At 61.6% G+C, this 26979-nt stretch carries 14 protein-coding genes; 9 read left to right on the plus strand and 5 right to left on the minus strand.

The features are described 5' to 3' along the window. Positions 1–147: 147 nt before the first annotated feature. Positions 148–561, plus strand: coding sequence for a hypothetical protein (locus tag AB3X99_RS16755; protein ID WP_176732822.1), 414 nt, complete (start codon positions 148–150; stop codon positions 559–561). Between the two features lie 117 nt (positions 562–678). Here the strand turns inward: AB3X99_RS16755 and AB3X99_RS16760 are convergent, their stop codons facing one another. From AB3X99_RS16760 to AB3X99_RS16770, 3 genes are all read right to left on the minus strand, one after another. Continuing rightward, positions 679–1947 carry an RNA polymerase sigma factor gene (locus AB3X99_RS16760; protein ID WP_368617561.1) on the minus strand — a complete coding sequence of 423 codons (1269 nt, stop codon included), beginning with the start codon at positions 1945–1947 and terminating at the stop codon, positions 679–681. Beyond that, positions 1944–2315 carry a YciI family protein gene (locus AB3X99_RS16765; protein WP_069262408.1) on the minus strand — a complete coding sequence of 124 codons (372 nt, stop codon included), beginning with the start codon at positions 2313–2315 and terminating at the stop codon, positions 1944–1946. The genes AB3X99_RS16760 and AB3X99_RS16765 overlap by 4 nt, the downstream gene beginning before the upstream one ends. A gap of 318 nt (positions 2316–2633) precedes the next feature. After that, positions 2634–3317, minus strand: coding sequence for a hypothetical protein (locus AB3X99_RS16770; protein WP_368617562.1), 684 nt, complete (start codon positions 3315–3317; stop codon positions 2634–2636). A 795-nt stretch (positions 3318–4112) separates the two neighbouring features. On the opposite strand from AB3X99_RS16770, the gene AB3X99_RS16775 reads away from it, so the two are divergent. The 4 genes from AB3X99_RS16775 to AB3X99_RS16790 all read left to right on the plus strand — a co-directional run bounded on the left by AB3X99_RS16775 (position 4113) and on the right by AB3X99_RS16790 (position 7344). Continuing rightward, complete coding sequence (locus AB3X99_RS16775; RefSeq protein WP_069262059.1) at positions 4113–4373, plus strand: type II toxin-antitoxin system Phd/YefM family antitoxin; 261 nt, start codon at positions 4113–4115, stop codon at positions 4371–4373. 16 nt (positions 4374–4389) lie between these two features. Next, a complete protein-coding gene (locus AB3X99_RS16780; RefSeq protein WP_069262407.1) occupies positions 4390–4635 on the plus strand; it encodes a Txe/YoeB family addiction module toxin in 246 nt (81 codons plus the stop codon). Positions 4636–5682: 1047 nt separating this feature from the next. Continuing rightward, entirely contained in the window at positions 5683–6495 is an 813-nt protein-coding gene (locus AB3X99_RS16785) for an alpha/beta hydrolase family protein (protein WP_368617563.1), read from the plus strand. A gap of 252 nt (positions 6496–6747) precedes the next feature. After that, the gene (locus tag AB3X99_RS16790) at positions 6748–7344 is read left to right on the plus strand and encodes a nucleotidyltransferase domain-containing protein (protein ID WP_368617564.1); all 597 of its coding nucleotides are present in this window, start codon (positions 6748–6750) and stop codon (positions 7342–7344) included. A gap of 131 nt (positions 7345–7475) precedes the next feature. On the opposite strand, the gene AB3X99_RS16795 is transcribed toward AB3X99_RS16790, so the two are convergent. Then, on the minus strand, positions 7476–8279 hold the full coding sequence (locus AB3X99_RS16795) for a lipid II flippase Amj family protein (protein WP_368617565.1): 804 nt from the start codon (positions 8277–8279) through the stop codon (positions 7476–7478). Between the two features lie 149 nt (positions 8280–8428). Between AB3X99_RS16795 and AB3X99_RS16800 the strand changes: the two genes are divergently transcribed. Continuing rightward, complete coding sequence (locus AB3X99_RS16800) at positions 8429–9442, plus strand: IS110 family transposase (protein ID WP_368617566.1); 1014 nt, start codon at positions 8429–8431, stop codon at positions 9440–9442. Between the two features lie 512 nt (positions 9443–9954). On the opposite strand, the gene AB3X99_RS16805 is transcribed toward AB3X99_RS16800, so the two are convergent. Further along, positions 9955–10500: a hypothetical protein gene (locus AB3X99_RS16805; RefSeq protein ID WP_368617567.1), complete on the minus strand. Its 546-nt coding sequence runs from the start codon at positions 10498–10500 to the stop codon at positions 9955–9957. Positions 10501–10586: 86 nt separating this feature from the next. Here AB3X99_RS16805 and AB3X99_RS16810 point away from each other — a divergent pair, with 86 nt between their 5' ends. The 3 genes from AB3X99_RS16810 to AB3X99_RS16820 all read left to right on the plus strand — a co-directional run bounded on the left by AB3X99_RS16810 (position 10587) and on the right by AB3X99_RS16820 (position 26804). Further along, the gene (locus tag AB3X99_RS16810) at positions 10587–11081 is read left to right on the plus strand and encodes a hypothetical protein (RefSeq protein WP_368617568.1); all 495 of its coding nucleotides are present in this window, start codon (positions 10587–10589) and stop codon (positions 11079–11081) included. A gap of 1363 nt (positions 11082–12444) precedes the next feature. Beyond that, positions 12445–14433, plus strand: a complete 1989-nt coding sequence (locus AB3X99_RS16815) for a ShlB/FhaC/HecB family hemolysin secretion/activation protein (RefSeq protein WP_368617569.1) — start codon at positions 12445–12447, stop codon at positions 14431–14433. Further along, complete coding sequence (locus AB3X99_RS16820; RefSeq protein WP_368617570.1) at positions 14430–26804, plus strand: hemagglutinin repeat-containing protein; 12375 nt, start codon at positions 14430–14432, stop codon at positions 26802–26804. Before AB3X99_RS16815 ends, AB3X99_RS16820 begins: the two co-directional genes overlap by 4 nt. The last annotated feature ends 175 nt before the right edge of the window (positions 26805–26979 follow it).

The raw sequence follows: 26979 nt of genomic DNA on the forward strand, positions 1-26979 counted from the left end.
GGACGGCGAAGCCGTCGTCGCGCTCAACCTGTCCCGGTGGATGCGTTTTGCATAAACGTAGACTGGGTTCGTCGTATGGATCTACAGACTCGTGCGTAGATGCCGATAAAGAAGGGTTGGGCGAGAGATGGCAACGGAGTTCGGAGATTGGCCAGTGGTACTTTTTGTATCGACCCACCGCGGAAAGAGGAAGAAAACAAGGAGAAGACGAGAATGGATCGGGCGACTTTATCGCGGCTGCGTCAAACTATTGACGACCTGGAACGCTTATCAGCGACGCTTCCCCATAAGAGTGAGGGAGTCATATTCCTCGCTCGGATCATTCATCAGTTGCAGATCCTTCAGGACACGGTCATTGCGGGAGATGCCCGCGAAACTGTATTTGTGTGCTCGGAGCAGATTGCGTCGATCGCGCGCTCGCGTGAGACGTTCGTTCGTGTTGCTGGCCTCGTGCTGTATGCCCAGGCCGTTGAGATTCTGACGGCGCTACAGAAGGAGGCGCACGTTTTCGCCGCCATTCAGCCGCAACATCACGGACCTGGCAAGATGATTCACGGGTGATCGACGCGCTTCCAACGGACAACGAGACGCAGCAGTTCGGCCATAGCGGACGGTCGTGACCCGCGGCCGTGGGGCGGCTGCACGTTCCATTGCGGACATTCGCATCGCCACGCGTCCCTAGCTGCTCGCCGATGCAAGTTCCAGTTTCTTGCGCTGCAGGAACCGCCGCACGGCCGGATCGCGCTCGAGGCCGATGGCGAGATCGTAGGCGTCAAGCGCTTCGGTCGTAGCGCCGGCACGCGAGAGCAGATTGGCACGTGCGGCCCAGTATGGCTGGTAGTCAGTCAGCCGCGGATCGTCCGCATACGGCGCGAGCGCGTCGAGCGCCGCCTGTGGGCCGTCGCGTTCCGCCAGTGCCAGTGCGCGGTTCACCGCGATGACGGGCGAAGCTGCAATGGCGAGCAGCCCATCGTAAAGTTGCACGATCTCGTCCCAGTTCGGGCAATGCGATCGGCAGCGATGCACATGCGCCGACTGCAGCGCGGCCTCGAGTTGAAAGCGACCGATTGAATTTAACGCGTTCGCGCGCCGCAGCAGTACGTTGGCTGCGTCGATCATCGGTGCGTTCCATGTTGCCGGGTCCTGAGCCGATAGTGGCACGTAATCGCCGGCCGCATCGCGTCGGGCATCTCGCCGCGCCTGCGCAAACAGCATCAGCGCAAGCAGACCCAGCGTCTCCGGCTCCTCGGGCAGCAGTTCGACGAGCAATTGTGCAAGATACAGCGCCTCGTCGGCTAGATCGCGCCGTTCGGTATCACCGCCGACCGGGTCCGTCCAACCTTCCGCATACGCTGCATAGACAGCCTCAAGCACTGAGTCGAGCCGCCCGGGCAGTTCCTCACGCTCGGGCACGCTGAACGGAATGCCCGCTTCGCGGATCTTGGTCTTCGCGCGCACGAGGCGCTTGCTCATGGCGGCGGGAGACATCAGAAACGCGGATGCAATCGTCTTCGCTTCCAGGCCCAGCACGACCTGCAGCATCAGCGGCGTGCGAATTGCGGCCTCGAGTGCAGGGTGAGTGCACGCGAAGAGCAGCGCGAGCCGCCGGTCGGGCAACGCGCCGGGTTCACACTCGTCGATCTCTTCCGCGAGGATCGCGAGCTGGTTCACCACTGCGTCGCCGACATGGCGATGGCGTGCGCCATCTATCGCCCGGCGGCGCGCAACGGTCAACAGCCAGGCTTCGGGGCTCGCGGGGCAGCCCTGCTCCGGCCAGTCCGTGAGCGCCGCCGCAAACGCGTCGGCGAGTGCGTCCTCGGCCGCGGCGACGTCGCGCGTGCGCATCGCCAACAGCGCGACGAGCTTGCCATAACTGCGGCGCGCGACGGCCTCGGCAATGGGATGTGCGGCGGCGTCAGCGTGACGGCCGCCGCCGGACTGGCTCATGCAGCAGATGGCGCATCGTACGGAGCGGTCCAGACCGGGCGCACTTCCATGATGCCGTGCGCCGCGCCTGGACACCGCGACGCCCACGCCATTGCCGCGTCCAGGTTGGGTACGTCGATCAGGTAGTAGCCCGCGAGCTGCTCCTTCGAATCGGAGTACGGACCGTCGAGCACCTGCGGCTTGCCGTCGACCAGCCGCACGGTCGTGGCCGTATTCGTGTGCTGCAGCCGGTTGGCACCCACCAGCGCCCCCGCTTTCTGGAGCGATTCCGTGTATGCGTGATAGGCGGCGACGCCTTGCTGTCGCTCGCTGTCGGTCATCTGGTTCCAGCTGTTTTCTTCCGAATAGATCATCAACAGGTATTCCATTTGAGCCTCCGTCATGGGGTTGAGGCGGATGAGTTCCATCGTCCCGCCATCATAATGACGCTCTCGCGTCATGCTGACGGACAAGGCGCATCAAAAAAATCGCGGAGGGCAGATGTCAAGCGGCAGCAGCAAGAGGTCGATGAATCAATGCAACTAACGGCCCGTCAGCTTCGATTGCACGCAGCGCGGAGAACGCCAGGTGATCTCTCGATGCGTCATGCCGTGACCAGATCGAGCGATTGGCGGGAATGTCGCACGACGTGACGCTGCGCGAAACGAAGCGCAGAGAGCGAATCTCTGCGCAGCTTATATGCAGTATCAACTGAGAATGGGTGGCAATTCCCGTCGTGGCGAGTTTGGCAGGACCTTCGGTTGCATCGGTTTCGTCTCGACGATGAGGCGATGATGCGGCACCGGATGAGCGGCGGCAGTTGCGAGCGAACGTCGCGAGCCGTCACTGTGCGGCGGCATCTTTGCCGCCAGGCGCGCGCCAGCGACCGGCTTGTGCCGGGTGTTGTCCTTACTGTTGCCGGTTGAAGCGCGATGCGGCGGCGCGTCCGTTGTCGTTCGCGCGACAGTACTCGGCGCATGCCAAACGTTTGCGTGACGGCCATAGCTGAACGCGTGATGCGATCCACCCTCCGGCGCGTGTGCGGCAGCAACCGGCTCGTGCCGAACGTTGCGGACAATCTGCCCGGTCACGACGTGACCTGTATGGTTCCCGGAGTCTTTCGGCCAAAGCCCGAGCATCGCTGCCCCCGCCTTGAGTGCTCCGTCGTCATCCTGGTCTTTATGATCGCCCGACGGCGGCGCAGGGCGGGCTGCCGCGGCGCGCGGTCCGGCGCCCGCAGGCTGGCAAACACATGCGTTGCCCGCAGCCGCACCGACCGAGATCTGACCTGTTGCCTCGGTCCGTTTCGCGACGATGCCGTGACACACATCCGGCGGCGTCGATTGTTCGCGATACTCGACGGAGGCCGCGGCCGCCGTCGTCACACTCATTACCGCAACTGCCATTACCACTGCCATTGTCGCGCGCACGACATGTCCCCTTGTTTGATTTTTGCGCCACCCGGGCGGCGATTATACCTATCTGGCATCAGAGACCGGCAAGCGCTTTTGAAGCGAAAAAAAGGGCGCATTCCCTGTCGACTTGCCTGAACGGGAGTGAGTTGTTGGTGGGCTCGTACAGTTCGATCACCGTGGGCGCAGCGTCAGGACGCCCGCGCGGCCGCGTGAATGGCCGGCTAACCGCGGGGCGAACGGCAGAAATGAGCCTGCCCGACCCGATTGCCGCTTGCACGGCTGGCGCTTTCATGACGTAACGTCATCTCGCCCGGGGAGAAGCGACACGGCGCCGTGCCAGCGTCCTGTTCCGCTGGCGGGCCCTGATCCCAAGCGCCCAGATTGCCGGCGCGCGCGGCAGTGCTGATGGGCGCCAACAATCGAAGGCCTTGCTTGCGCCCACCGTGCAACTAACGGTCCCCTCCACCGACACCCCCTAACCGCCGGTTCCCGGCGCGTTACTTCAGCCGGCAGGGCAGGTGGCGCGCACGGTCGCTTGCCTCTGGCTGTCATGGGCGTCTCGAGCGTCGATGGTCGACGTCCTTGCATTTTTCCGAGAAAGGTACAGCTGGCAGGTGTTGCCGCGTGATTTTGCGTCTCATGCGCTCCAATGTACTCGTCGGAGGAAGCTGCCGATGCGTGCAGCAGGATATGTACAAGTACTTGTACATGAATGAGGCGCGTGGTAGACTTGTACGATATTTGGTACAAATCTGCCTCGAAGGAGGGTGCATGCGCACGATTCCCTTTTCGGACGCCCGCGCGAATCTGAAGCGCGTCATTGACCAGGTAGTGGATGACGTAGACGTTACGCTCATTACCCGGCGGGACGCACCCAACGCGATCGTCATGTCTCAGGAGCATTACGACAGTTTGATGGAAACGGTCCACCTGCTGCGCTCCCCGGCCAACGTAGCCCATTTGGAGCGCTCAATCGCGCAGGCAAGGTCGGGCAAGGTCAAGTCCCGCAAGCTGGTCGAAGACAGCGAATGAGCGCGCCTTGAACATAATGTGGACCGCCGAGGCATGGGACGACTATGTCTACTGGCAGGGGCAGGATAGAAAGACGTTAAAGCGGATCAATCAACTCATCAAGGATACGCAGCGCTCCCCGTTTGAGGGCATTGGCAAGCCCGAGCCATTGAAGGAAAACCTGACGGGTTTCTGGTCACGCCGGATCGATGAGACGAATCGTCTGGTGTACGAAATAGACCGCGCGCAGATCAACATCATTTCGTGTCGCTACCACTACTGATCGACGCCAGCGTCCAGCTGCATTGCGAGGCTGCCCGAATTCTCCAGGCATGCCTGCCGGCCCATCCCGGACGCGAACCGGTAAGCGGTAGATCGGAGCGCATTTGACCTGCAAGCTGTCTTTTTGCTGGTCTGGGGCACTTCTGCTGGGGAGTGTCGCTTCGCTTCGCGGTCGAAGCATTCGCGTCCAGGAAAGGGCAGCCGCCCATCAGTACGCGCATGCGCCTGCGTGCCGTTGACCAGGACCGGTCACCTGACGGCGCGATGCCTGCATGCAGGCATGCTGAAGGCGAGGCCGGTCAGTGCTTGAGGCGACATTCCCATGCATGACGAGCCCCAGCCGGGATTCATCGGATCGACACCACATCGCCGTCTCCCGGCTATCACCTGCGTGGCGAAAGCGGCGATCCCTGCGCTTCAATTTACAGGCTGCCGGGCGCGCACATATGCCAGCAGCGCGAGACGGTTCCGGCGTTTTGGAAGAGCTGGGGGCGCGTTAATGCTCCTTCGGTTGACAGTCGATCTGTAGTGTCGAAAGTAGCGAGACTACACCGCTGGAGGTTTGCAGAATGCCTGCAAGGTCGTAGATCAACGAGCGCGCGGATTGGAGCTCCTCCGTTCGATGAAAAAGCGAATGGGTCAAATCGAGCCGACCGCTGCCCCACGACAGAGCACGATGACCGTCTTCGACGCGACTCATGCAAAACGCATAGAGCGACCCCACAACGGCCTTTCGATGCCCCCGGAAGGAGACATTGGAGATGAGCTAGAAGCGGGAATTCCCCCGCTTGGCGTGCTTAACTCGGGAGGGGCAAGCGTGCGTCCGCAACCATTCATGTAGTATTGAAGCTGAAATCGGAGCGTATCGCGTTGATAAATCAGGAAGAAAAATGATTCGTTTCAGCTTCTCTTCGCTGCCTTATGTCTCGGGGCCTCAGTGGTGCACGCAGCCGGTTTTCGATTCATTGAGATTCCTGGCAGCGGATCGCTCCCGCCCCTCAAAGGAGCCGTTTGGTATCCGTGTAATCAACCGCCAGGCGACGAGAAAGTGGGCCCGTTCGTGCTGTCTGTTGCCAAGGACTGTCCAGTCACGGGCGAGAAACTACCGCTCGTTGTGATTTCGCACGGTACGGGCGGCACTTTTCTCGACCATAGTGATACGGCCGAAGCGTTAGCGGATGCGGGTTTCGTGGTCGCTGCGATAAGCCATCCTGGTGACAATGCGATGGACAAGACCCGCACGAAAGACTTCTCTGTATTCGTAGAGCGGCCAGCAGATATCAAGCGTTTGATCGACTTCATGCTTGGCCCATGGGCCGCCGCAGACAGAATCAACGCGAGCGAAATCGGCATCTTCGGTTTCTCGCGCGGTGGATACACTGGGCTGGTTGCCGTCGGCGCTACCCCTTACTTCGGAAAGAGTCTGCGTCTATGTGAGGGGGTGGATACGCCGCTCTGCGATCAGGTGCACAAAGGAGAAGTGCCTGAACTCGTTCATGATCCGCGTATCAAGGCGGCTGTGATTGCCGATCCAGTTAGCATATTCTTCACGAAAGACAGTTTTTCCAATGTGAAGATTCCCGTACAACTATGGAGATCCGAGCTTGGCGGGGGCGGTGTGACGCCCGAGAGCGTCGCGAGCATCGTCGGCGAAATGCCGACGATGCCGCAAGTTCACTTCGTGCCCCATTCGCAGCATTTTTCCTTCATGGCACCCTGTTCGGTTGAATTCATGCAGTCCGCACTGGAAATCTGTACCGACAGACCCGACTTCGACCGTATCTCTTTTCACAGAGAATTCAATGGAGACGTACTCGCGTTTTTTCGTAAGTACCTGACTGACACGAATAACCCTACGTAGAACGCGCTCTGTGCAATTCGCTGGCTGAACAGAAAGTCACAGCTTAGGTATGCAGTGGTTGTCAACGATCCAGGTAGCAACGTCGAATGGCCGCTTGTGGCCCGCATTCAGCCTGTCGCAACAACCGTGTGTGGTCGGTCGGCAAAGTATATGCGGATTGCATGGGTAGTAGTCGACTAGTATTTTGCTAAAGGCGGATGTTTAAATTTATCATTGACGCCTACCTTCAGTCCTTCTTTCAGCAACCTTCACATGCGCTTCGAAGAGTTTCTTAAGCGTTGGCGAAGCAATCCTGCAACGACGCTGCAAATTGCGCTCCTTATACGGGTCGCCGCCGCGCTCCGAAAATCGGACGAATGCATTGGTGCAGTAGTCGTCGGGTCATTTGCCAAGGAAAGCGCCGATCGCTTGTCTGACATAGACCTAGTGGCGTTCTGCTCAGAGGGTACCGGCCAATCGGTGCTCCGTACGGTAAGGCAGCAAATTGCCTCGACGGAAATACTCTTTACCGCCGACGGCGAACATGGTCCGGACAGCCCGTTCCAGAAAATTATTTTTGCCGATATGACCGCGTTTGAGTTTCACGTGATCGCGCCTGATATCAAACTAGATTTGGAACAACCCTTCGTTGAGATCGTGAATCGAGGCCAGTGTCTGGAGTCCAGAGCTTCACAGCGGCGTGCGCCGGTCGATCGAAATATGACGGTCTTTCCATATGGTGACCGTGGCTTGGCTTGGGAGCTTTTCAACTGCCTTAAATGGCTATGGCGTGGAGAGCACGATGCAGCGAGGAGGTATCTGATCAAGCTAGGTAAGGCGATCGAGGCATCCGAGGGGATAGTTCGCTAGCGATTACCGGGCTGCACCCGGATCCGCGAGGCCCGCACCACGCAGGTGCCAAATGTCGACAATCTTCCTCGCCGTCGCGACTGTCCCAAACTGGCCGGACCCTGCCCAGTTCCTGCGAATCGACTACTACGCTAAATGAGTTCGGCGACACGGACAATAATGAACGCGGCGGGAACGAGCGCTACCTGCGCGCACAACGTCCCGAGAACCCGTGCACCTGCGAGGGTAGTTATGGCCCGCCGGAAGTGGTTTTCGGAAAGTCGGCCTTCGATTACGTCGTCAGTCATCACCGAAACCTGCGGATCGATGACGACTGCCAATACCACCGTCGCCAAGCCGTTGATTACCGACGAAAGATTCGCGCACGTGACTCGCAGGTCGGGCTTCAAGTAACCGGCGTAAAGCGATGCGAAGACGCCGACAGTCCAGATAGCCATTGCTAGGACGTTCAGTGCTATCACCTTCCAAGAAACCCCTGCGCCTGCCGTTAATTGTGTGACGTTGCATCGCGAGGGCAGTCGCGCCCCCATCCGCAGGTAGTTGATTCCACCTCGACTAAAGGCGTGGAGCAGCAGACGAGGAACGGAGCGGTTCGCCTGAAAATGACTGACGGCGCGGCTGAAATAACGCTGGAAAGTGGGAATAAGGAATGTTCCAACGATGCTTGCGAATGTGGCAGTGAGCAGGAAAACGCGGAAGTCACCGAGCAAACCCTGCCCAATGTGACGGGAGATATCAAGCTCGACCCGCTTCGCGATGAATGGCCCCTGAAATGAGTTTGCCGTTCTCGAGACCAAAGCGATGATCCCGAAAAGAGAAAATGAGATGGCGATACGACGCGTGCGAACACCGGCGATACGGACAGCGTAAGCCAATGTCGCTATCACATGGATTACAAATGTAAGGCCACAGATGATCAAAAGCTGGGTGTCCATGCTGTCGCGCGCGGTTGGCAGGAACGTAAGTCTACCGGAACGCTCGGCCCCGGATTGAAAATCATCTAGCGGGCCTCCTCCGCCGCCCTGCCGGGCGACGGGGTTAAAGTGAGTTTGCCAACAGCGCTTTAACCGGAAGGAGGTCCATCATGAACTATAGCGGCATTGACCTGCATTCGAACAATAGTGTGGTGAGCGTGATCGACGAAACGGACCGCGTGGTCGCCGAGAAGCGGCTGCCGAACGAGCTGGCCAGGATCCTGACGTTCCTTGCCCCGTGGCAGGCCGAGCTGGCTGGTGTCGTAATCGAATCGACGTATAACTGGTACTGGCTTGTCGACGGCCTGCAGGCGGCCGGCTTCGTGGTGCATCTGGCCAACACCACCGCGATCAGGAAGTACGACGGGCTCAAGCACAGTGGTGATGAGACCGACGCGCGCTACCTGGCTCACCTGTTGCGCCTGGGGATACTCCCGACAGGGACCATCCTGCCACCACAACAGCGTGCTGTCCGTGATCTTGCGAGGAAGCGCATGCAACTCGTGCGAAGCCGCACGACCCACATTCTCGCGGTGGAGAACATCACGGCACGCCAGTTCGGCAAGCGAATCACGAGCCATCAGGTCATCCGACTCGACGAAGAAGCCATCAAACAAATGCGCCTGCCAGAGGACGTTGAGCTCGCGCTTCGGGCCAACGTCGCGGTCATCACGACGCTCTCCGCGCAGATCGCTATCGTGGAAAAGCGTCTTCAGGAAAAGGTCGCGCCAGACGCGCACTACGACCTGTTGACCACAGTGCCGGGCATCGGCCAAACGCTTGCAACTGTCATTCTTCTGGAGGTGGGCACCATCGAGCGCTTCGCCAGCGCCGGCAACTTCGCTTCCTATGCGCGATGCGTGGACAGCCAGCGTATAAGCAACGGCAAGAAGAAAGGCGAAGGCAACACAAAGAATGGCAACCCATATCTGTCCTGGGCGTTCATCGAGGCGGCCAACTTTGCGCTGCGCTTTAGCGCTGAAGCCAAGCAGTTTTACGAGCGCAAAAAGGCCAGAACAAACACCGTGGTCGCCCGCAAGGCACTGGCACACAAGCTGGCGCTTGCGTGTTTCCACATGCTGAAGGAGCGAAAGCCATTTGATGTGACTCGCTGCTTCGCATGAGAGTTACGACGGCGACCGGCAAGCCCTAATCGTCAACTGGCAAGCAGCCACCGCGATTGAATGGGATGCCGTGCCGCCGTCCCCGATGTGCAGAAAGCGGATCGCCTGCAACGCGAGCCAGCCGTAGATTGGTGCCGAAGGTTTGGCAACCACGAGTATTGTGCGAACCCGATGGACACGTTGCGGCACCAACGTTCTTCCGGGGTGGTAAAGCCACCAGGGCGACGGGCAAACGTAGCACGCTCCTTCGCTTGATCCTAATGGGTGTTTGGCGCGATCCGTCGCAGCCAAGTATTGAAGAAACGGGTGCGTCCCGCAACTGCATTCGGGAATTGAAATCGAAACGGCTGCCCGCCAGTCGGAGGTATTGTTTGCTCGCTTGACACCGGGCCCGCTAATGGGTGTTGGCGATCTAGACTATCCGCTCGTGTGACCGAATGTGGCCGCCTCCCGACCGACTATGCCGCGTAGCCGCTCCACGATACGCTGACGGCATTCTCCGATCCTAACGGTTACTTTAACGCCCAATACCAGTCGCCCGCATATTGCCGGTCAACCGTTTCCTGAGATTCGAAAGTGAACATGAGCGCGTCGATGAGAGCATCAGAGCATCCGCGGACGCGAAACACTTCTTTGAACTCCGTCAAAAGTGTTTGGTTTCCGGTCAGCAAGTCACGCTCCGCATCTGTCTTTGTTCGAATCAGGAACCATGTCAGGGTTGGTTCAAGTGCCGTTACGATGCAATCGTTCACATGTTGGCGAGAGAGGGCTCGCAGGCCCGCCTCGGCCTGTAGCGCTATCAGGCGAAAACTCACTTCCATAGTTCCTTCGCCGCGGCCACTTTCGAGTTCGGCCTCGTTGGCGTCAAGTTCGGCAAGCGCCCGGACACATCGATCGCAATAGGCCTGCAGTTCAGGTTGCGAATCGATTTCTCGCTTGCTGCTCCCCGCCTTCAGTCGTGCCGGTTCCTGGCCTCCAGAACGCTTCAAATCGAAGATGAGTTCTCGATCCGTGAGCCGATCGAATATAGATAATGTCCGCTGGCCGATCCCCGACATTCTATGAAAATCGCTCAAGTTTTTACCAGAGCGGGTCGTATACCTGTCTGGCTGATAGGTATATACGAGAGGGGATTCCACAAAGCATGTGCTATCAAAATTTTATTCTGATGGGTTTGGCCATATCGGCGCTTTCAGGCTGTGGCGCCCTCGGTCCTTCGAAATATAAGGAACCGCTGGAAGGCGAAACGGCGACTCTTGTCTTCAGCAAAGGCGGGCACATGCTCGTAATACCCAGCATCTACTCTGGTGCGGCTGAATGCACCGACAGAACACGCTTGCCTGCCATTCCCGATGACGGCGAATTGGCGCGTAAGATCAAGGCTGGGCAGCCGATTTCGTTTTCGCTTGCGCGTACGGAGAACTACCTGAGCAGCGGCTGTATCAGTACCGTTACCTTTACTCCCGAGGCAAACCATCGGTATATCGCGCAAATTAGGGGGCATGAATTGACATGTCACATAGAACTTTCCGATGAGGGAAGCGCTGCCGGTGAATATTCACCGCCCAGGTCAACGCCCAAGACGGACCGCAATTGGCATCGCCCGGTGAGTGAGCACGGCCCGTTTTGCGCAGAATAGGCCTACGAAAAGCACACGGTTCTTCGTCTGGCACCGTCGATGATCGATTTTTCATCGATGGAACTGTTCTAGCGCGAAACAGGCTCCAAGGCGAGGTCACTGGGATAGCGGCCTCGCATACTACGACGCACGAGGTACCCTGAGTGCGAAGTGACGTTCCAGAGCATCGAGTATCCAGCACTCGTCTTCGCGCCTGGCCGACCATGCATGAAGCTCCAGTATCGATCGTCCTCGTCCTCACAATCGACTCCATGAACGGTCAAATCAGGGTCTGCATTTGCCAGCGCATTCGCGAACGAACCGGCGAGCGAACGGCAACTGTCTAGATGAATGACGTGACGACTTTCTTCAATCGTGACGGTTGCGGTGTGGTTTTCACCGAAAACCACACCTATGGTCTTACCTTCATTGAGTCGTCACCCGTTGTGTCAGAAACGAGATATCGTCCCTGAAACTCACCGGAATAGTCATCAGACACACTGTGGGCAGTGGAGCATCCGCCCAGCACTACCACGCAAGCACATCCAGTCACGAGTGCCGTAAGCAGCTTGATCTGCAAGTTTTCAGACATTTTTCTCGGCCGCTTCTTTCAGAATCGCGTATAGGTCGAGAGGTAATATCGGCACCACGCGGGAAAACTTGAGTGCATTAATTTAGATTCTGCTTACTCCAGACGCTGCTTAGTGCATGTGGCTCCAGTGGGGGATGCCGACGTTCCATTAGTCAACGCCAGGTGATCCGGGGGCTTGAAGGGTGCTGCTGCTCTGACCGGCAACGATGCAGTCACATCAAGTGTATGTAGCCGAATTCTATTCGGACGTACCGAGAAAAATAGCAAGGTTCGCCCTGAAGCGGAGGGGTGACGGGCGTTGTCGCGCGTTGAAACCCTACTCTGGCACACCGACGCGGGTCGGTTCTCGAAAGCTTCAGTGTTCCTCCTGAGCGAAGTGTCTCGAAGGGAGGGTGGCATCCACGCCATATTGGCCATTTGCCGCTTGATGCAGTAGTAATCGAACTCAGGAAATCCCTTCGTAAAAGTCAGGAATTCCTGAGCAGGCTCAATTCTGGGATTTTGTCGAAAGGAATCAGATATGCTGCCCCGAGATTTGCAATGGCCGGACAGACTGAACGCTTCAGCAGAAAGGCGATCAGGCGTGTTGTCCGGTTAATTGTCGCGTGAATACGACAATTAGCTGTGGTCGAAACATGCCAGAAGCCGCGCCCATATTAATTTTTCAGGGAAAACGTTTGCGAATATCCATTTCGCATAGTCCGGGGGCGCAAACGCGGCGCACCCTGTTATCATGCGCACCGTCTATTTCGTCTGAGTAATATCCGGTAAGACATCGGGAGAGGTTCGCCGATGCTTCTGACCGCCCGGGTGCATCTTCCGCGGCAGGTCAATCCGGTTATTGAGGACTATTTATTGTTCCGGCCTTGCGGTCGGCATGCTTCGCATGCCCACACCGATACGGCGGGGAGACCATGGCGCGTGCCGCAGGACGTTGGGCATGCCGCAAAAAAACGAAGAAGTCGAACAAGAAGCAACAGCATGTGCAATGCAAGTGAAACGCGGCGTGATGCCGCGGGGAAGCGCGCGACCGTCCCATTGATGGCGTTGCTGGTGTACCTGTGTCCCGCAGTGTTTCTCGCTGCCGGGACCGCGCATGCACAGCTGGCAGATCCGGCCGCTGAGCAGGAACAGCGCCGTCGCGCGCAACAGCAGGCCATCGAGCGCGAACGCACGCTCCAGGCCCCCAATGTCCAGCTTCAGGCCGCCGCGGGCGCCGAAGTCGATGACGGCAAGGTTCCGGTCGAGTCGCCGTGCTTCAGCGTTCAGGAAATCGCTCTGGAACTGCCGCAGGGCTTGAGCCCTGCCGTCGAGGCTGCCGGCGCACGCGCGCTGTCGCCGAATCCGCTCTTTCCTGGCGAGCTGACCTTCGCCAATGACTACCTGCAGCGCTATCGCGGCCAGTGCGTGGGCCGTGACGGGCTCAACCTGATCGTGCATCGCCTGATGGCGCGCATCATCGAGAAGGGCTACTCGACGACCCGGGTCGTCATCGCGCCGCAAGACCTGTCTACGGGTCGGCTGAAGCTCGAACTGATCCCCGGCGTCATCAGCGCGATCCGCTTTTCCGACCCGTCTGTGTACGGTACCTGGCGCAACGCATTTCCAACCCGTCCGGGCGACCTCCTGAATCTGCGTAACCTCGAGCAGGGTCTCGAGCAGATGAAGCGCGTGCCGAACCAGGACGTCGACATGCAGATCGTGCCGGGGCCGTCGCCGGGCGAGAGCGATGTCGTCATTACTGTGAAGCGTCAGAAGCCGTGGTCGCTGGCTTTGAGCGTCGACGACAGCGGACTGAAGTCGACCGGGCAGCTTCAGGGGACGGCGAGCCTTACGATCGACAATCCGCTGGGGCTGTCCGACGTCCTGAACGTCAGCTACACCCACGATATCAACGGACACGAGAGCCGGTACGGTACGCACGGCAGCAGCGCGTATTACTCGATACCGTGGGGCAACTGGACCTTCACCGGAACCGCTAGCCAGTACGACTATCACCAGCAGATTGCCGGTGCCTTCTCAACGCTTGTATCCAGCGGCACGTCGAAGACCTTCGATGTCAAGACGGAGTACCAGTTCTATCGCAACCAGGTACAGAAGAATTCGCTCGAGTTTCGCGTGGGGAAGTACTTCAGCGAAGCCTTTATTGATGGCAGCGAGCTCGACGTCCAGCACCGCGACAACAGCTTTGCCGAGATCGGCTGGGAGCACAAGCACTACTTCGGGGCGGCGCAGCTCGACAGCAAGCTCGCGTATCGCTGGGGCGTGCCATGGTTCGGCGCGCAGCCCGACCTGCCGGGTGTCGGCAGCGGGACGCCGACCTACTACTACCACATCGAAACGCTCAGCGCGACGCTGCAGGTGCCGTTCACGCTCGGCCGCGTTGCGCTTCGCTACACAGGCACGGTGAGCGCACAGAACTCCCCCGACGTGCTGTATCCGACCGAATATTTTTCGATCGGCAGCCGCTACACGGTGCGGGGCTTTGACGGCAACACGATGCTGGCGGCCGAGAAGGGTGTGTTCATCCGCGACGACCTGGAGATGCCGGTCATGAACACGGGTCAGGCGCTGTACCTGGGGCTGGACGCTGGCGAGGTCTTCGGGCCCGAAGCGAACAACCTGCTTGGCCGGCGTCTTGCCGGCGCAGTGGTCGGCCTGCGCGGAAACCTCTTTCGGCACGTCAGCTACGACGTCTTCATCGGCGGCCCGCTGTACCAGCCCGCCCGATTCCCGAACCACTGGCCCGTGGCGGGCTTCAGCGTAAGCGCCCTGCTATGAACAAGAATATCTATCGCGTCATTTTCAATGCGGCTCGCGGCCTGTGGGCCGTGGTGCAGGAAACGGCAACGGGTAATGGTCGCGGCCGGTCGGCCGGCACGCTGCGTCGGATTGCCAATCCTGACGGACGCCTCGGCTTTATCGACATGCTGTCGATGCGGCACGTCGCGTTCGCGGCCTTGTGTGTGTTCGGTCTGCAGCCGGTTTTTGCAGACGCCCAGGTCGTCGCCGCGCCCACGTCCGGCAGCAGGCCGGTTGTCGGCGTGGCCGGCAATGGGGTGCCAGCGGTCCAGATCGCCACGCCCAACGGAGCAGGCGTATCGAACAACGCCTACACCCAGTTCAACGTCGGCACGCCGGGCCTGATCCTCAACAACTCGCCGGGCAATGTCCAGACCCAGCTGGGTGGGTACGTGGCGGGGAATGCGAATCTCGTCGGCGGCAGCGCGCGCGTCATCGTCAACCAGGTCGTGGGCGGCAATCCGAGCCAGTTGCTGGGCTATACCGAGGTCGCGGGCCAGAAGGCCGATGTGATACTGGCTAACCCATCGGGCATTTTCTGTAGTGGTTGCGGCTTCATCAATACCAGCCGCGGCGTCCTGACGACCGGCACGCCGGTGTTCGGGGGAACGGGGAGTCTCGATGCGTTTCACGTCACGGGCGGCCAGATCCAGATCGGCTCAGCGGGCCTGAACGGCAGCAACGTCGACCAGGTGGACCTGATTGCCCGTAGCGTCGCCGTCAACGGCAAGGTCTGGGCGAACCAGTCGCTCAATGTCGTCACCGGCAACAACGATGTGCGCTACAGCGATCTGGGCACCCAGTCACTTGGGCCCGACGGCAACAGCCCGGGTGTGGCAATCGACGTCGCGCAGCTCGGTGGCATGTATGCCGGCAAGATCCGGCTCGTGGGTACGGAGGCTGGCGTCGGCGTGAACAGCGCCGGCACGATCGCATCGCAATCGGGCGACGTTCAGTTGAGCAGCCAGGGCAAGGTGACGCTGTCCGGCACGACGACCGCCAACGGTAACGTCGCGATTCAGGCGGCAGGCGACGTATCGAACAGTGGTTCCGTCTACGCAACGCAGAATGCCACGGTCAGCAGCCAGGGGCAGGTCGGCAACACCGGCACGATTGCCGCGTTCGGTAATACGGGCGTCACGGGCGCAAGTGTGAATTCGTCCGGTGCGCTCGGCGCAGGCATCGATGCGAACGGCAACGTCACCGGAACCGGCAGCCTGTCGGTCGCGGGTACGGGAGCCGTGAGCGCGACCGGCCAGCAGCTGGCGGGTGGCGACGTCGCGCTCTCGGGCAGCAACCTGAACATGGCGAATGCGAGCACATCGGCGAAGGGCAATGCCTCGCTGACGGCGACGGGGGCGGGAGGCGACACCGGCAACATCGTGAATACGGGTGCGTCGCTGCAGGTCGGCGGAAGCCTCACGGCCAATGCCGCAGGGACCGTCACGAACGATCAGGGGCAGATCGGCGCCGGGCAGTTGAGCGTGACGGCCGCCGGGATTTCGAATCGCGGCGGGACACTGTCGCAAACCGGCGCGGGCGCCACGACGCTCACCGCCTCCAGCGCATTCGACAATACGGGCGGCACGCTCACGACGAACGGGCAACATGCCGCGATCGTTTCCGGGAGCCTGACCAATGCTAACGGAACGCTCAGTCACGCGGGCTCCGGGGCGCTGAACGTCCAGACCGGCGCACTCGACAACAGTCACGGCAGCATCGCGACGAACGGGCAGGCCACGATCGTTGCCGCAAGTCTTGCGAACGGTTCCGGTTCGATCACGTCGGCGCAGACGCTCGGCCTGAAGTCGAACGGCGACATCGACAACACGGCAGGCCAGATCGAGGCGGCCGGTGCGGTGAACGTGTCGGGCGCGAACGTGCAGAACACGGCTGGACGGATCGTATCGGAGAACGCGGATGGCCTGACGCTCGCGGCGAGCGGCCAGATTACGAATGCGGGCGGTACGACCGCCCAGGGCGCGACGGGCGGCGTGATTGGCGGCAACGGTAACGCGACGATCCAAGCGGGCTCGCTCACCAGCAGCGGCACGATTACAGCTGCGCAGAATCTGGGCGTGACGGCCTCTGGCGCACTCAGCAACAATGGCGGTTCGATGAGCGGCGCGACGATAACCGCGAATGCGGCGTCACTCACGAACGCGAACGGGTCGATCAGCGGCAGTACCGTCTCGCTCACCGCGCCGCAGCTCGACAACAGCAACGGCCAGATTACGGCCAACCAGTTGAGTCTGGCCGGCACGAACCTCACGAACGAACACGGCACCGTGACCCAGCTCGGATCCGGTGCGATGGGCGTCAACGTCAGCGGCGCGCTCGACAATTCGAACGGCGGTTTGATCCAGACAAACAGTACGGACCTGACGCTTGCGCCCGCATCGCTGAACAACAACGGTGGCACGATCACGCACGCCGGTACCGGCACGCTGTCGATCGATGCAGGCAACGGTGCGGGCGCGCTGACCAATGTCGGTGGCAAGATCGTCACGAACGGCCAGGCCACCCTGGCGGCGGGGAGCGTGGATGACACGGGCGGTACGATCGCTGCCCAGACCGGGTTGAGCGCGGCCGTGGCTGGCGCCCTGGACAACACGAACGGTCAACTGACGTCGAATGGCGATCTGGGCGTGACGAGCGGTGCGGCCATCACGAACGCCAGCGGGACGATTGCCGCGGCGGGCAACGGGTCGGTCCAGGCGCAGTCCCTGGCGAACAGCGGAAGCATCACCGCCGGTCAGACGCTTGCCGCCACCGTCGCCAGCGCGCTGGACAATAGCGGCGGGACGATGGGGGCGCAGACACTCACGGCCAGTGCCGCGTCGCTCACGAACGCGAACGGGCTGTTCAGCGGCAATACCGTGTCTATCACCGCTCCGCAGTTCGACAACAGCGGCGGCAAGATCACGGCGAACCAGCTTGATGTCACCGCCACGAACCTGACGAACCACGGCGGCACAGTGACCCAGCTCGGTTCGGGGACCATGGGCGTCAACGTCAGCAACACGCTCGACAACTCCGGCAACGGTGTCATCCAGACGAACAGCACGGACCTGACGCTCGCGCCGGCATCGTTGAACAATAACGGCGGCACCATCACGCACGCTGGCACCGGCACGCTGACAATCGATGCCGGCAACGGCGTAGGCGCGTTCATCAATGTAGGCGGCAAGATCGTCACGAACGGCCAGGCAACCCTGTCGGCCGGGAGCCTGGACGACACAGGCGGCGCCATCGCTGCGCAGACCGGCCTGAGCGCGACGGTCGCCGGTGCGCTGAACAATACCAATGGCCAGCTCGCGTCGAATGCGAACCTGAGCCTCTCCAGCGGCGCCGCCATCACGAACACCGACGGCACGATTGCGGCGTCGGGCAATACCACGCTGCAGGCCGCGTCGCTGACCAACGGCGGCAGCATCACGGCCGGGCAGAATCTGGGCGCTACTGTCGCAGGTACGCTCGATAACAGCAACGGGACATTGAGCGCCCAGGCAGTGACGACGCACTCAGGTTCATTGAGGAATGCAAACGGCGTAGTCAGCGGTAACGTCGTGTCTCTCAACGCCCCGCAGTTCGACAACAGCGGCGGCAAGATCACGGCGAACCAGCTTGATGTCACCGCCACGAACCTGACGAACCATGGTGGTACGGTCACCCAGCTCGGCTCGGGTGCGATGGGCGTCAACGTCAGCGGCGCGCTCGACAACTCCGGCAGCGGTGTCATCCAGACGAACAGCACGGACCTGACGCTCGCGCCGGCATCGTTGAACAACAACGGCGGCACCATCACGCACGCCGGCACCGGCACGCTGACGATCGATGCAGGCAATGGCGCAGGTGTTGTCACGAACGCGAACGGTTCGATCGTCAGTAACGGAAACGTCGCATTGACCGCCGGCAGCCTGGACGACACGGGAGGCGCGATCGGAGGTCAGGCGGGGCTTGCCGCGGCGGTCGCCGGCACGCTGACCAACACGAACGGCAAGCTCGTATCGAACGCGAACCTCAGCGTCACCGGCGGCGCCGTCACGAACACCGGCGGGACGATTGCTGCGTCGGGCAATAACACCGTGCAGGCCGCGTCGCTCACGAACGGCGGCAGCATCACGGCCGGGCAGAACCTCGGTGCGACCGTAAGCGGGACACTCGACAACAGCAACGGGACGCTGAGCGGCCAGTCGGTCACGGCCAGCGCGGCATCCTTCAAAAACGCAAATGGCGTCGTGAGCGGCAATACCGTCCAGATGACGGCGCAACAGCTCGACAACAGTCGCGGCCGGATCATCGCGAACCAGCTCGGGCTCACCACCACGAACCTGACGAACGAAGGCGGCTCGATCACGCAGCTCGGGACCGGCACGATGGGGCTCGGCGTGAGCGGCACGCTCGACAACTCGAACGGCGGCGTCATCCAGACGAACAGCACGGATCTGACGCTCGCGCCGGCATCGTTGAACAACAACGGCGGTACGATCACACACGCCGGCACGGGGACGTTGACCGTCGATCCGGGCAATGGCGCGGGTACGTTGACCAACGTCGGCGGCAGGATCGTCACAAACGGTCAGGCAGCGGTGTCGACCGGCAGTCTTGACAATACCGGTGGCACGCTGGCGTCGCAGGGCGTGATGTCCGTGACGGATCAGGGGACGCTGAACAACACCCGCGGCCGGTTGTCATCGGGGACCGGGTTGAGTGCTTCGAGCAGCAGTGCGCTGCTCAATGCCGGTGGCTTGATCGGCGCGGGCGGCGTGGCGGGCGGGAGCACGTTGAGCCTGAGCGCATCATCGATCGACAACACGGGCGGAGCGATCACCAACGTCGGGACCGGTGCGACGACGGTAAGTGGCGGCAGCCAGATCACGAACAGCAATGCCGGTGGCGCATCGGGCATGGGCTCGATCAGCGGCAACGGCGACGTAACGCTGAACGCGACCTCGATTTCCAATACGCAGGGCGGGGTGCTGGGTGGCGCGAACCTGCAGATCAATGCCGGCAACCTGGACAACAGCGGCGGGGCAATCGGGAACGTCGGCAACGTCGCCAACTTTGGGGGCGACGTCGGAATCACGACGGGTACCCTGGCCGCCACGAACGGACAGATCAACGCCTCGCGCAACCTGAGCGTCACGGCAAATGCGCTGTCCGGAGGCGGTGCGTACAGCGCGGTGAACAATCTCTCGCTGAACCTGCAGGGAGATTTTGCGACGTCTGCGAACTATAGCTTCAGCGCGGGCAACAACCTGTCGTTCACCCTGCCGGGCACGTTCAGCAACGCCGGCACGTTCTCGGCCGCGAACGGCCTGAGCGTCCAGGCGGGCAACATCACGAATTCCGGCACGCTGGCCGCGGGCGGCCTGCTGGCCACGCAGTCGAATACGCTCACGAATACCGGCACGATTGTGGGGGGCAGCGTGTCCCTCAATGCGACGCAAACGCTGTCGAATCTCGGCACGAGCGCGCTGATCGGCGCGACGGACAGCGCGGGCACGCTCGAGCTGCTTTCTGCCGACATCGAAAACCGCGACGACTCGACGGGGACGGACACGCAGGCAATGACCGCGATCTACGGGCTCGGGAAGGTCGTCCTCGCAGGCGGCAAGGACGCGAACGGCAATTACACCAACGCGAACCTGGTCCACAACCAGTCCGCCCTGATCCAGTCGGGCGGCGACATGGAGATCGACGCGAATCAGGTGACCAACACGCGCCGCGCGATGACGACCTCGGGAGGCTATACCTCAGCAGTCGATCCGGCGCTGCTGGCGCAGCTTGGCATCAGCCTCTCGGGGTGTACGGCCGCGCACATGGCCGCATGCGGTCCTGGTAATCCGCAGGTCATGGGCATCCAGTTCGATCCGACTGCTTCCAACTACGATCCCGCCGTCATCGCCGCATTGCAGGCCGGGCCTGGCGGCATGCCGATCAATCCGCCGCACGGCGGCCAGTGGAACAGCACGTACCAGTACACGACCTATACCGGTGTCGCGGCCGCCAATCTCGTCACGTCGACCAGTCCGCAGTCTCAGATCATCGCGGGCGGGAGTCTTAACGCGTCGTCGGTCGGCACGTTCCAGAACTACTGGAGCCAGGTGGCTGCCGCAGGCAACATCGCGGCGCCTGTCTCGCTTGACCAGAACAGCTGGCGCGGCCTGGCGGCACCCGGCGTGCAGGTCACGTATTCGGGTCAGTACCACTACGACAATTACGATAACTCCGAACATAACTGGCAGTTGCCGTTCGGCAATGCCGGGTTCGTCACGTCCAATCCGGGCGGCTACACGCAGGCGGCGCCGGCCGACATCAAGACCTATGCGCTGCCCGCCTACGAGTCTACGTTCGTCGCGGGCGGCACGATCAGCGGCACCGGGGTGACGATCAACAACACCGCTGGCAACGCGGGCGTCACGCCGCTGGGCCTGCTGCCCGGGCAGTCGGTATCCGGCCTGGGCACCGGCGCCGGGTCCGTCAGCGGCACCGTCAACGTATACGGTGTTGGTGCAATCGGCGCGGGCGCAGTAAGTGGAACGATCGGCAGGGGCGGCGTGGTCGCGACTGGCGCGAGCGCAGTGAGCGGATCGGTGGGCGCAGGCGGCGGCACGCAATCGACGATGGTGGCGGTTCACGGTGGCCGCCTGCTCAATAGCGGTCTCGCGAATTCCAGCAACCCGACCGTGGCGGCAGCAACAGCGGGCACTGTGCTGAACAACATCACCGTGCCGTCGGGCGGGCTTTTCCACCGGGATACCGCGCCGAACGCACCGTACCTCGTCGAGACGAATCCGGCCTTCACGAACCAGAAGCAGTGGCTCTCGAGCGACTACTACTTCCAGCAGATGGGCCTGAACCCCGGCCAGACGCAGATGCGCCTGGGCGACGGGTTCTACGAGCAGAAGCTCGTCCAGGACCAGATCCTTTCGATGACCGGGAAGTCGGTGCTCACGAACTACGCCGACACCCAGGACGAGTTCAAGGCGCTCATGACCTCGGGCGCGGCACTCTCGAAGTCGCTCAACCTGGCGCCCGGTACGGCCCTGTCGCCGGAACAGGTGTCGCAGTTGACCAGCAACGTGGTCATCATGCAGACCCAGGTCGTCGACGGACAGTCGGTGCTGGTGCCGGTCGTCTACCTGGCGAAGGCAAGCCAGGAGAACATGGGCAATGGGCCGGTCATCGCCGCGACGAATATCGACCTGCAGAACGCACAGTCGGTGACCAACAGCGGCACGATCAAGGCGACGGACAGTTTTGCGATCGGCGCGCAGAGCATCGACAGCTCGTTCGGCGCGCTGCAGGCTGGTGGGCAGATGTCGCTCGTGACGGCGGGTGACGTTGACCTCACGTCGGCGACGGTGAAGGCGGGCAGCCTGAACCTGCAGGCGGGAGGCAACCTCGTTCTCGACACGGCGGCGAACACGCTCAACCAGGTCAGCGCCACGGGCGCGACGCGCACCACGACCACGCTCGGGCCCGCAGCGAGCATCGACGTGACCGGCAACGCCCTGATCACGACAGGTGGCAACTTCGAGCAGAACGCGGGGAGCCTCAGCGTGGGCGGGGCGCTTGGCATGAGCATCGGCGGCAACTGGAATCTCGGGGTGCAGGAGACCGGCGAGACGAAGGTGGTGGCGCGCGCGAACGGCATCTCCGATACGCATTTCGTGAGCGACACGGGCAGCAGCGTGAAGGTGGGTGGTGCGTCCGCCATTGCGGTGACTGGCGATCTGACGGCGACTGGCGCGAAGCTCGATCTGGGCGGTGGCGGCACGATCGTGGCGGGCGGCAACGTCACGCTTCAGGCGGCAACTGCAACCTCGACGCTCGACAGCAACAGCTCCGGCAGCGACCATCACGGCAGTTATGCGGAGTCGCTGCATACCTCGGACAATGTGGTGACGGGCACGACGCTCAAAAGCGGTGACAGCCTGAACATCGTGTCCGGCAAGGACATCAATGTCACGGGCAGCACCATGTCGCTCGACAAGGGCAATGCACTGCTGATGGCAGCAGGCAGCGTGAACGTTGGCGCGACCACGGAAACCCACGTCGAGAATTCCGACGAAACACACAGCCATGGTGGCTTTGCGAGCCATACGAGCGCCGTCAATCAGGTCGCCCAGACCTCGACCTATTCCGACGGCAGCACGATCTCGGCCGATGGCGTCTCGGTGGTGAGCGGCAAGGACATCAACGTGACGGGCAGCAACATCGTTGCAACCCACGACGTGACCCTGGCGGCGAAAGGCAACGTCAACATCACGGCTGCGACCGACACCTGGCAGGATAGCGAGTATCACCAGGAGAAGCACTCAGGGCTGTCCGGCTCCGGCGGCCTTGGCGTGAGCATCGGGTCGAGCGAGCAGAGCGAGCGTTACAACGGCAGTTCGGTGACGCAGAGCCAGTCGCGCAGCACGGTCGGCAGTGTCGGGGGCAACGTCTCCATTGCCGCCGGCAAGGATGTCCATATCGGCGGCAGCGATGTGATTGCCGGCAAGGCGGCGGGTGATGTCTCCGGCGCAACGGGCAATATCAGCATCGCGGGCCAGAACGTCACGATCGATCCGGGGCAGGATAGCGCCCAGTCGCACGACCAGCAGGAGGCGCATTCGAGCGGCCTGACGCTGGCGGTCACCGGAACGCCGCTTGACACCGTGCGCAACGTGCGCGCGGCGGGTTCGTCCGGCACGGGCTTCCAGCGGGCCCAGGGCATTGGCAACGAACTGGGCGCGAGCGCCGCCGACACGCCGTCGCTAACGGCAACGTTCAGTCACACCAGCAGTTCGAGCACGACCGACATGTCGAGTCTGACGAACGCGGGCAGCACGATTCGCGGTGGCGGCAACGTGTCCGTAAGCGCCACGGGCGGCGCAGTCAAGGATGCGAACGGACAGCCAGTCGACGGCGACCTGTCGGTGATCGGCTCGACGATCAGCGCGGGCGGGACAACGACACTCGATGCAAACCGCAATGTGCTTTTGCAGGCATCGACCGACCAGTTGCAGCAAGGCAGCCAGTCGCAAACTTCCGGCATGAGCCTCCAGATTGCGAGCCCGAGCCTGGGGAACCTCGGGCGCTGGATCAGCGGCGGGCCGAACAGCAGCGGTGTCAGTTCGTCACCCTATAACGCCGCGCGCAGCAGTGCCGACAGCAATGGCTCTTCCACGACACAGACGGCCAGCGTTGTGAGTGGTAACAGCGTGGTCGTGAAAAGCCATACGGGCGACATTGATGTTGTCGGCTCCGGGATCAGCGGAACGCAGGGTGTCGATCTCGTCGCGACGCAGGGCGCGATCAATGTAATGGCGGGCACCGAAACCAGCTCGAACCACCAGGAGTCGAGCAGTCATCAATTCGGTGACCTGGGCAGCAACGGTACGGGCACCGGCTTCAGTGTGGGCGTGTCGAGCCAGCATCTGGTGCAGGATTCGGCCGCACAGAACCAGAGCACGATCCGCAGCCAGATCGTGAGCGGCAATGGCAACGTAACGCTGGACGCGAAGCAGGATGTGACGGTAGCCGGCTCCGATCTCGCTGCAGGCAAGGACCTGACGCTGATCGGGAAGAACCTGAACCTTGATCCGGGCGCCGACGCGCAGCAGAGCAGCATGAGCCAGAGCGCGAGCCAGTTTGGCGTGACGCTCGCGCTGGGTGGCGCGGCGGGCAACGCCGTTGCGGCCGTCAACCAGGCGACGGGTTCGCACCGCTCGAGCGATTCACGGCTGGCAGCGATCGACGACGCAAAGGCGGGGCTCGCCGCCTACGACGTGGTCAAAACAGTCGGGCAGCTCGCCAGTACCGGCACGAGCAGCCAGGCGCTGGTGAAGGCAACAGTCAGCATCGGCGGCGGAAGCAGTCACAGCGAGTCGCAGCAGAGTGCGACGCTCAACGCCGGCAGCACGCTGAATGCGGGCGGCACCGCTACGCTGGTGGCGACCGGCAGCGGCGCGAAGGACGCCGACGGCTTCGCGACGGATGGCGACATCAATTCGCGCGGCACGCGGATCTCCGGCAACGACGTCGTGCTGAACGCCGCACGCGACATCAATCTGCAAAGCGCGCAGGACCTGACGCATCAGACAAGCAGCAACAGCAGCAGCAATGCGAGCATTGGCGTGGGCGCCGCGCTGGGCGGTCAGCAGAACGGCTTCACGATCGAGCTGGCTGCCAGCGGTGCGAAGGGGAACGCGTACGGCGACAGCGTCACGAATCGCGACACGCAGATCGCCGCTGCGAACAACCTGTCAATCACCAGCGGCCGCGACACGAACCTGCGCGGTGCGGAAGTGTCGGGCAAGACGGTCGACGCGAACATGGGCCGTGACCTGAACATCCAGAGTGTGCAGGACACGAACACCTATGCCAGCAAGCAGGTCAGCGGCGGCTTCAGCATGAGCATCTGCGTGCCGCCGATCTGCTACGGCTCGACGGTGAGCGGCAGCGCGAGCGTGAGCGACCAGTGGATCAAGGACAACTATCGCTCGGTCAACCAGCAGAGCGGTATCTATGCCGGCGACGGTGGCTTTAACGTTCAGGTGGGCAACCATACGCAGCTCGATGGCGGTGTGATTGCGAGCACGGCAACGCAGGACAAAAATACGCTGTCGACCCAGACCTTCGGGTACTCGAATCTCCAGAACACCGCGGATTATTCGGGTTCGACGGTGGGCCTGAGCGTCAGTGGATCGATGGGCAAGAGTACGCCGCAGGGCACGGGCTTTAGCGCACCAGTGTCTCCCAACGGCGTGGCCGGGGCGAGTCCGAACCAGCTTGGGCCCTCGGGCCTGGGCATAGCAGGTGTGAGCAGCAGCCAGTCCGGGACGACGTATGCAGCGGTGAGTCCCGGCACGATCACTGTGCGCGGCGACGCGGGCAGCGGCCACGACAGTACCGCAGGACTGAGCCGTGACGCCACGAGCGCGAACAACGGTGCGGTGAAGAACACGTTCGATGCGCAGAAGGTGCAGAACGACATGAGCGTCCAGCAGGGGGCGGTGCAGGTCGGGATGCAGGTGGTGGGGGACGTGGCGACGGCGCTGGAAGATCAGGCGAATGCGAAGCTCAATACCGCAAAGGCCGCGAAGGACGCCGCGCTAAAGGCGGGCGATACGCAGGCCGCAGCGCAGGCACAGGCCGACATCGATTCGGCGAACCAGCAGCTCGCGCTGTGGGGCAACGACGGGGCGGCGCGCATCGGGTCTCACGCGATTGTGGCGGGCGTGGGCGCCGCGCTGGGTGGCGGCAGTGTCGCGGGAGCGGTGGGCGGAACGATTGCGGGTGACATTGCGGGCAACGCGGCAGCGCAGGCGCTCGATAACACCCCCGGAGGCAGGCTGCTGTCGAACGTGATTTCGGGCGTCGCAGGCGCGGTGGCGGGCGGTGCGCTGGGGGGTACTGCCGGCGTGATGAGCGGGGCGAATGGGGCGCTTGGAGCGGATCTGTACAACCGACAGTTGCACCAGAGCGAATACGATCTCGCGAAAAAGTACGCAAAGACCGTTGCACAGCAACTCGGCATTTCCGTTGATGAGGCTGAAGGCCGAATCGTTGCGGAATTGCAGCGCAATGTTGACGGACAGACGGCACAGGCCGACGGCGGTGTGCACGACTATCAGGTACGCTCAATCCTCGGCTGCCAGATGCTCGAATGCAACGCGTATTCGAGCGATCCGAACTACTGGAACCACAATTACAATTCCCAATTCATCGCCCCGAATCAGCAAGAATACAATCTTGGCATTGCCCAATCGCACACCGGGCAGACCTACAACCAACTTGTGACGAGCAACATCAAAAATGATCCGGTCGGCGCGGGTCTGGCAGGTGCGGGGATGATAGGGTTGGGTGTTGTGACTGCGGGAGGTGTCCCTTCTTTTATAGGGCTAGCGACAGGTGGTGGCATCGGTGCCGCCGTGAACTCGGGTGCGCAGTATGTGTTCAATAACGGCCAGATTAACCCTGTCGACGCGGCGATTGCGGGCGCAACAGGTGCTCTCACGTTTGGTACGGGGCTGCTGCCAGGATTGTTGATTAATACCGGTGGCTCACTCGCAGGATCTGCATACAAAGGTGAGAATCCAAACACCGGTATGGCGGGTGCAGCAGCAGGGTCCGTCACCGGTTACTTGATCGGCGGAAAGGTCGAAGGGACATTGAACAATAAACTGAATCCATGGTATCAACCAGCATGGATTGATCTTGGCTTGGGTATCTCGAAATCTGTCTCGCCAAGCGTGCTGCCATCGCTTCTGGGCACCACTTTAGGCGCTGCTGGTTCAGAAAGTACCAGTGGCTTCACGGGTATATTGCTGAATCCTTCTCCAGCCAAGAAATGAGTGTGAAAATGAACCAGGACATTCGAGCTCTACTCGTATATCTACTCATATGCCTATTGACGTTCACGATGGGAGCGCTTGTGATCGAACTCGGAGTGATCCCCCTAATCGCATGGCTTCAAGGATACAAGACGTACTACCTGCCGACGCTGAGCCGAGTCTATGCATGGTGTAA

Origin of the sequence: Paraburkholderia sp. BR10882, from assembly GCF_040948855.1 — a bacterium.
In the GTDB taxonomy this organism is placed as follows: Bacteria; Pseudomonadota; Gammaproteobacteria; order Burkholderiales; family Burkholderiaceae; genus Paraburkholderia; species Paraburkholderia nodosa_A.

Coding starts and splice junctions, on each gene's coding strand:
- AB3X99_RS16815 (WP_368617569.1), top strand. CDS start 12,445: ATGCTTCTGACCGCCCGGGTGCATCTTCCGCGGCAGGTCAATCCGGTT.
- AB3X99_RS16775 (WP_069262059.1), top strand. CDS start 4,113: ATGCGCACGATTCCCTTTTCGGACGCCCGCGCGAATCTGAAGCGCGTC.
- AB3X99_RS16820 (WP_368617570.1), top strand. CDS start 14,430: ATGAACAAGAATATCTATCGCGTCATTTTCAATGCGGCTCGCGGCCTG.
- AB3X99_RS16810 (WP_368617568.1), top strand. CDS start 10,587: ATGTGCTATCAAAATTTTATTCTGATGGGTTTGGCCATATCGGCGCTT.
- AB3X99_RS16805 (WP_368617567.1), bottom strand. CDS start 10,500: ATGTCGGGGATCGGCCAGCGGACATTATCTATATTCGATCGGCTCACG.
- AB3X99_RS16800 (WP_368617566.1), top strand. CDS start 8,429: ATGAACTATAGCGGCATTGACCTGCATTCGAACAATAGTGTGGTGAGC.
- AB3X99_RS16780 (WP_069262407.1), top strand. CDS start 4,390: ATGTGGACCGCCGAGGCATGGGACGACTATGTCTACTGGCAGGGGCAG.
- AB3X99_RS16795 (WP_368617565.1), bottom strand. CDS start 8,279: ATGGACACCCAGCTTTTGATCATCTGTGGCCTTACATTTGTAATCCAT.
- AB3X99_RS16760 (WP_368617561.1), bottom strand. CDS start 1,947: ATGAGCCAGTCCGGCGGCGGCCGTCACGCTGACGCCGCCGCACATCCC.
- AB3X99_RS16790 (WP_368617564.1), top strand. CDS start 6,748: ATGCGCTTCGAAGAGTTTCTTAAGCGTTGGCGAAGCAATCCTGCAACG.
- AB3X99_RS16765 (WP_069262408.1), bottom strand. CDS start 2,315: ATGGAATACCTGTTGATGATCTATTCGGAAGAAAACAGCTGGAACCAG.
- AB3X99_RS16770 (WP_368617562.1), bottom strand. CDS start 3,317: ATGAGTGTGACGACGGCGGCCGCGGCCTCCGTCGAGTATCGCGAACAA.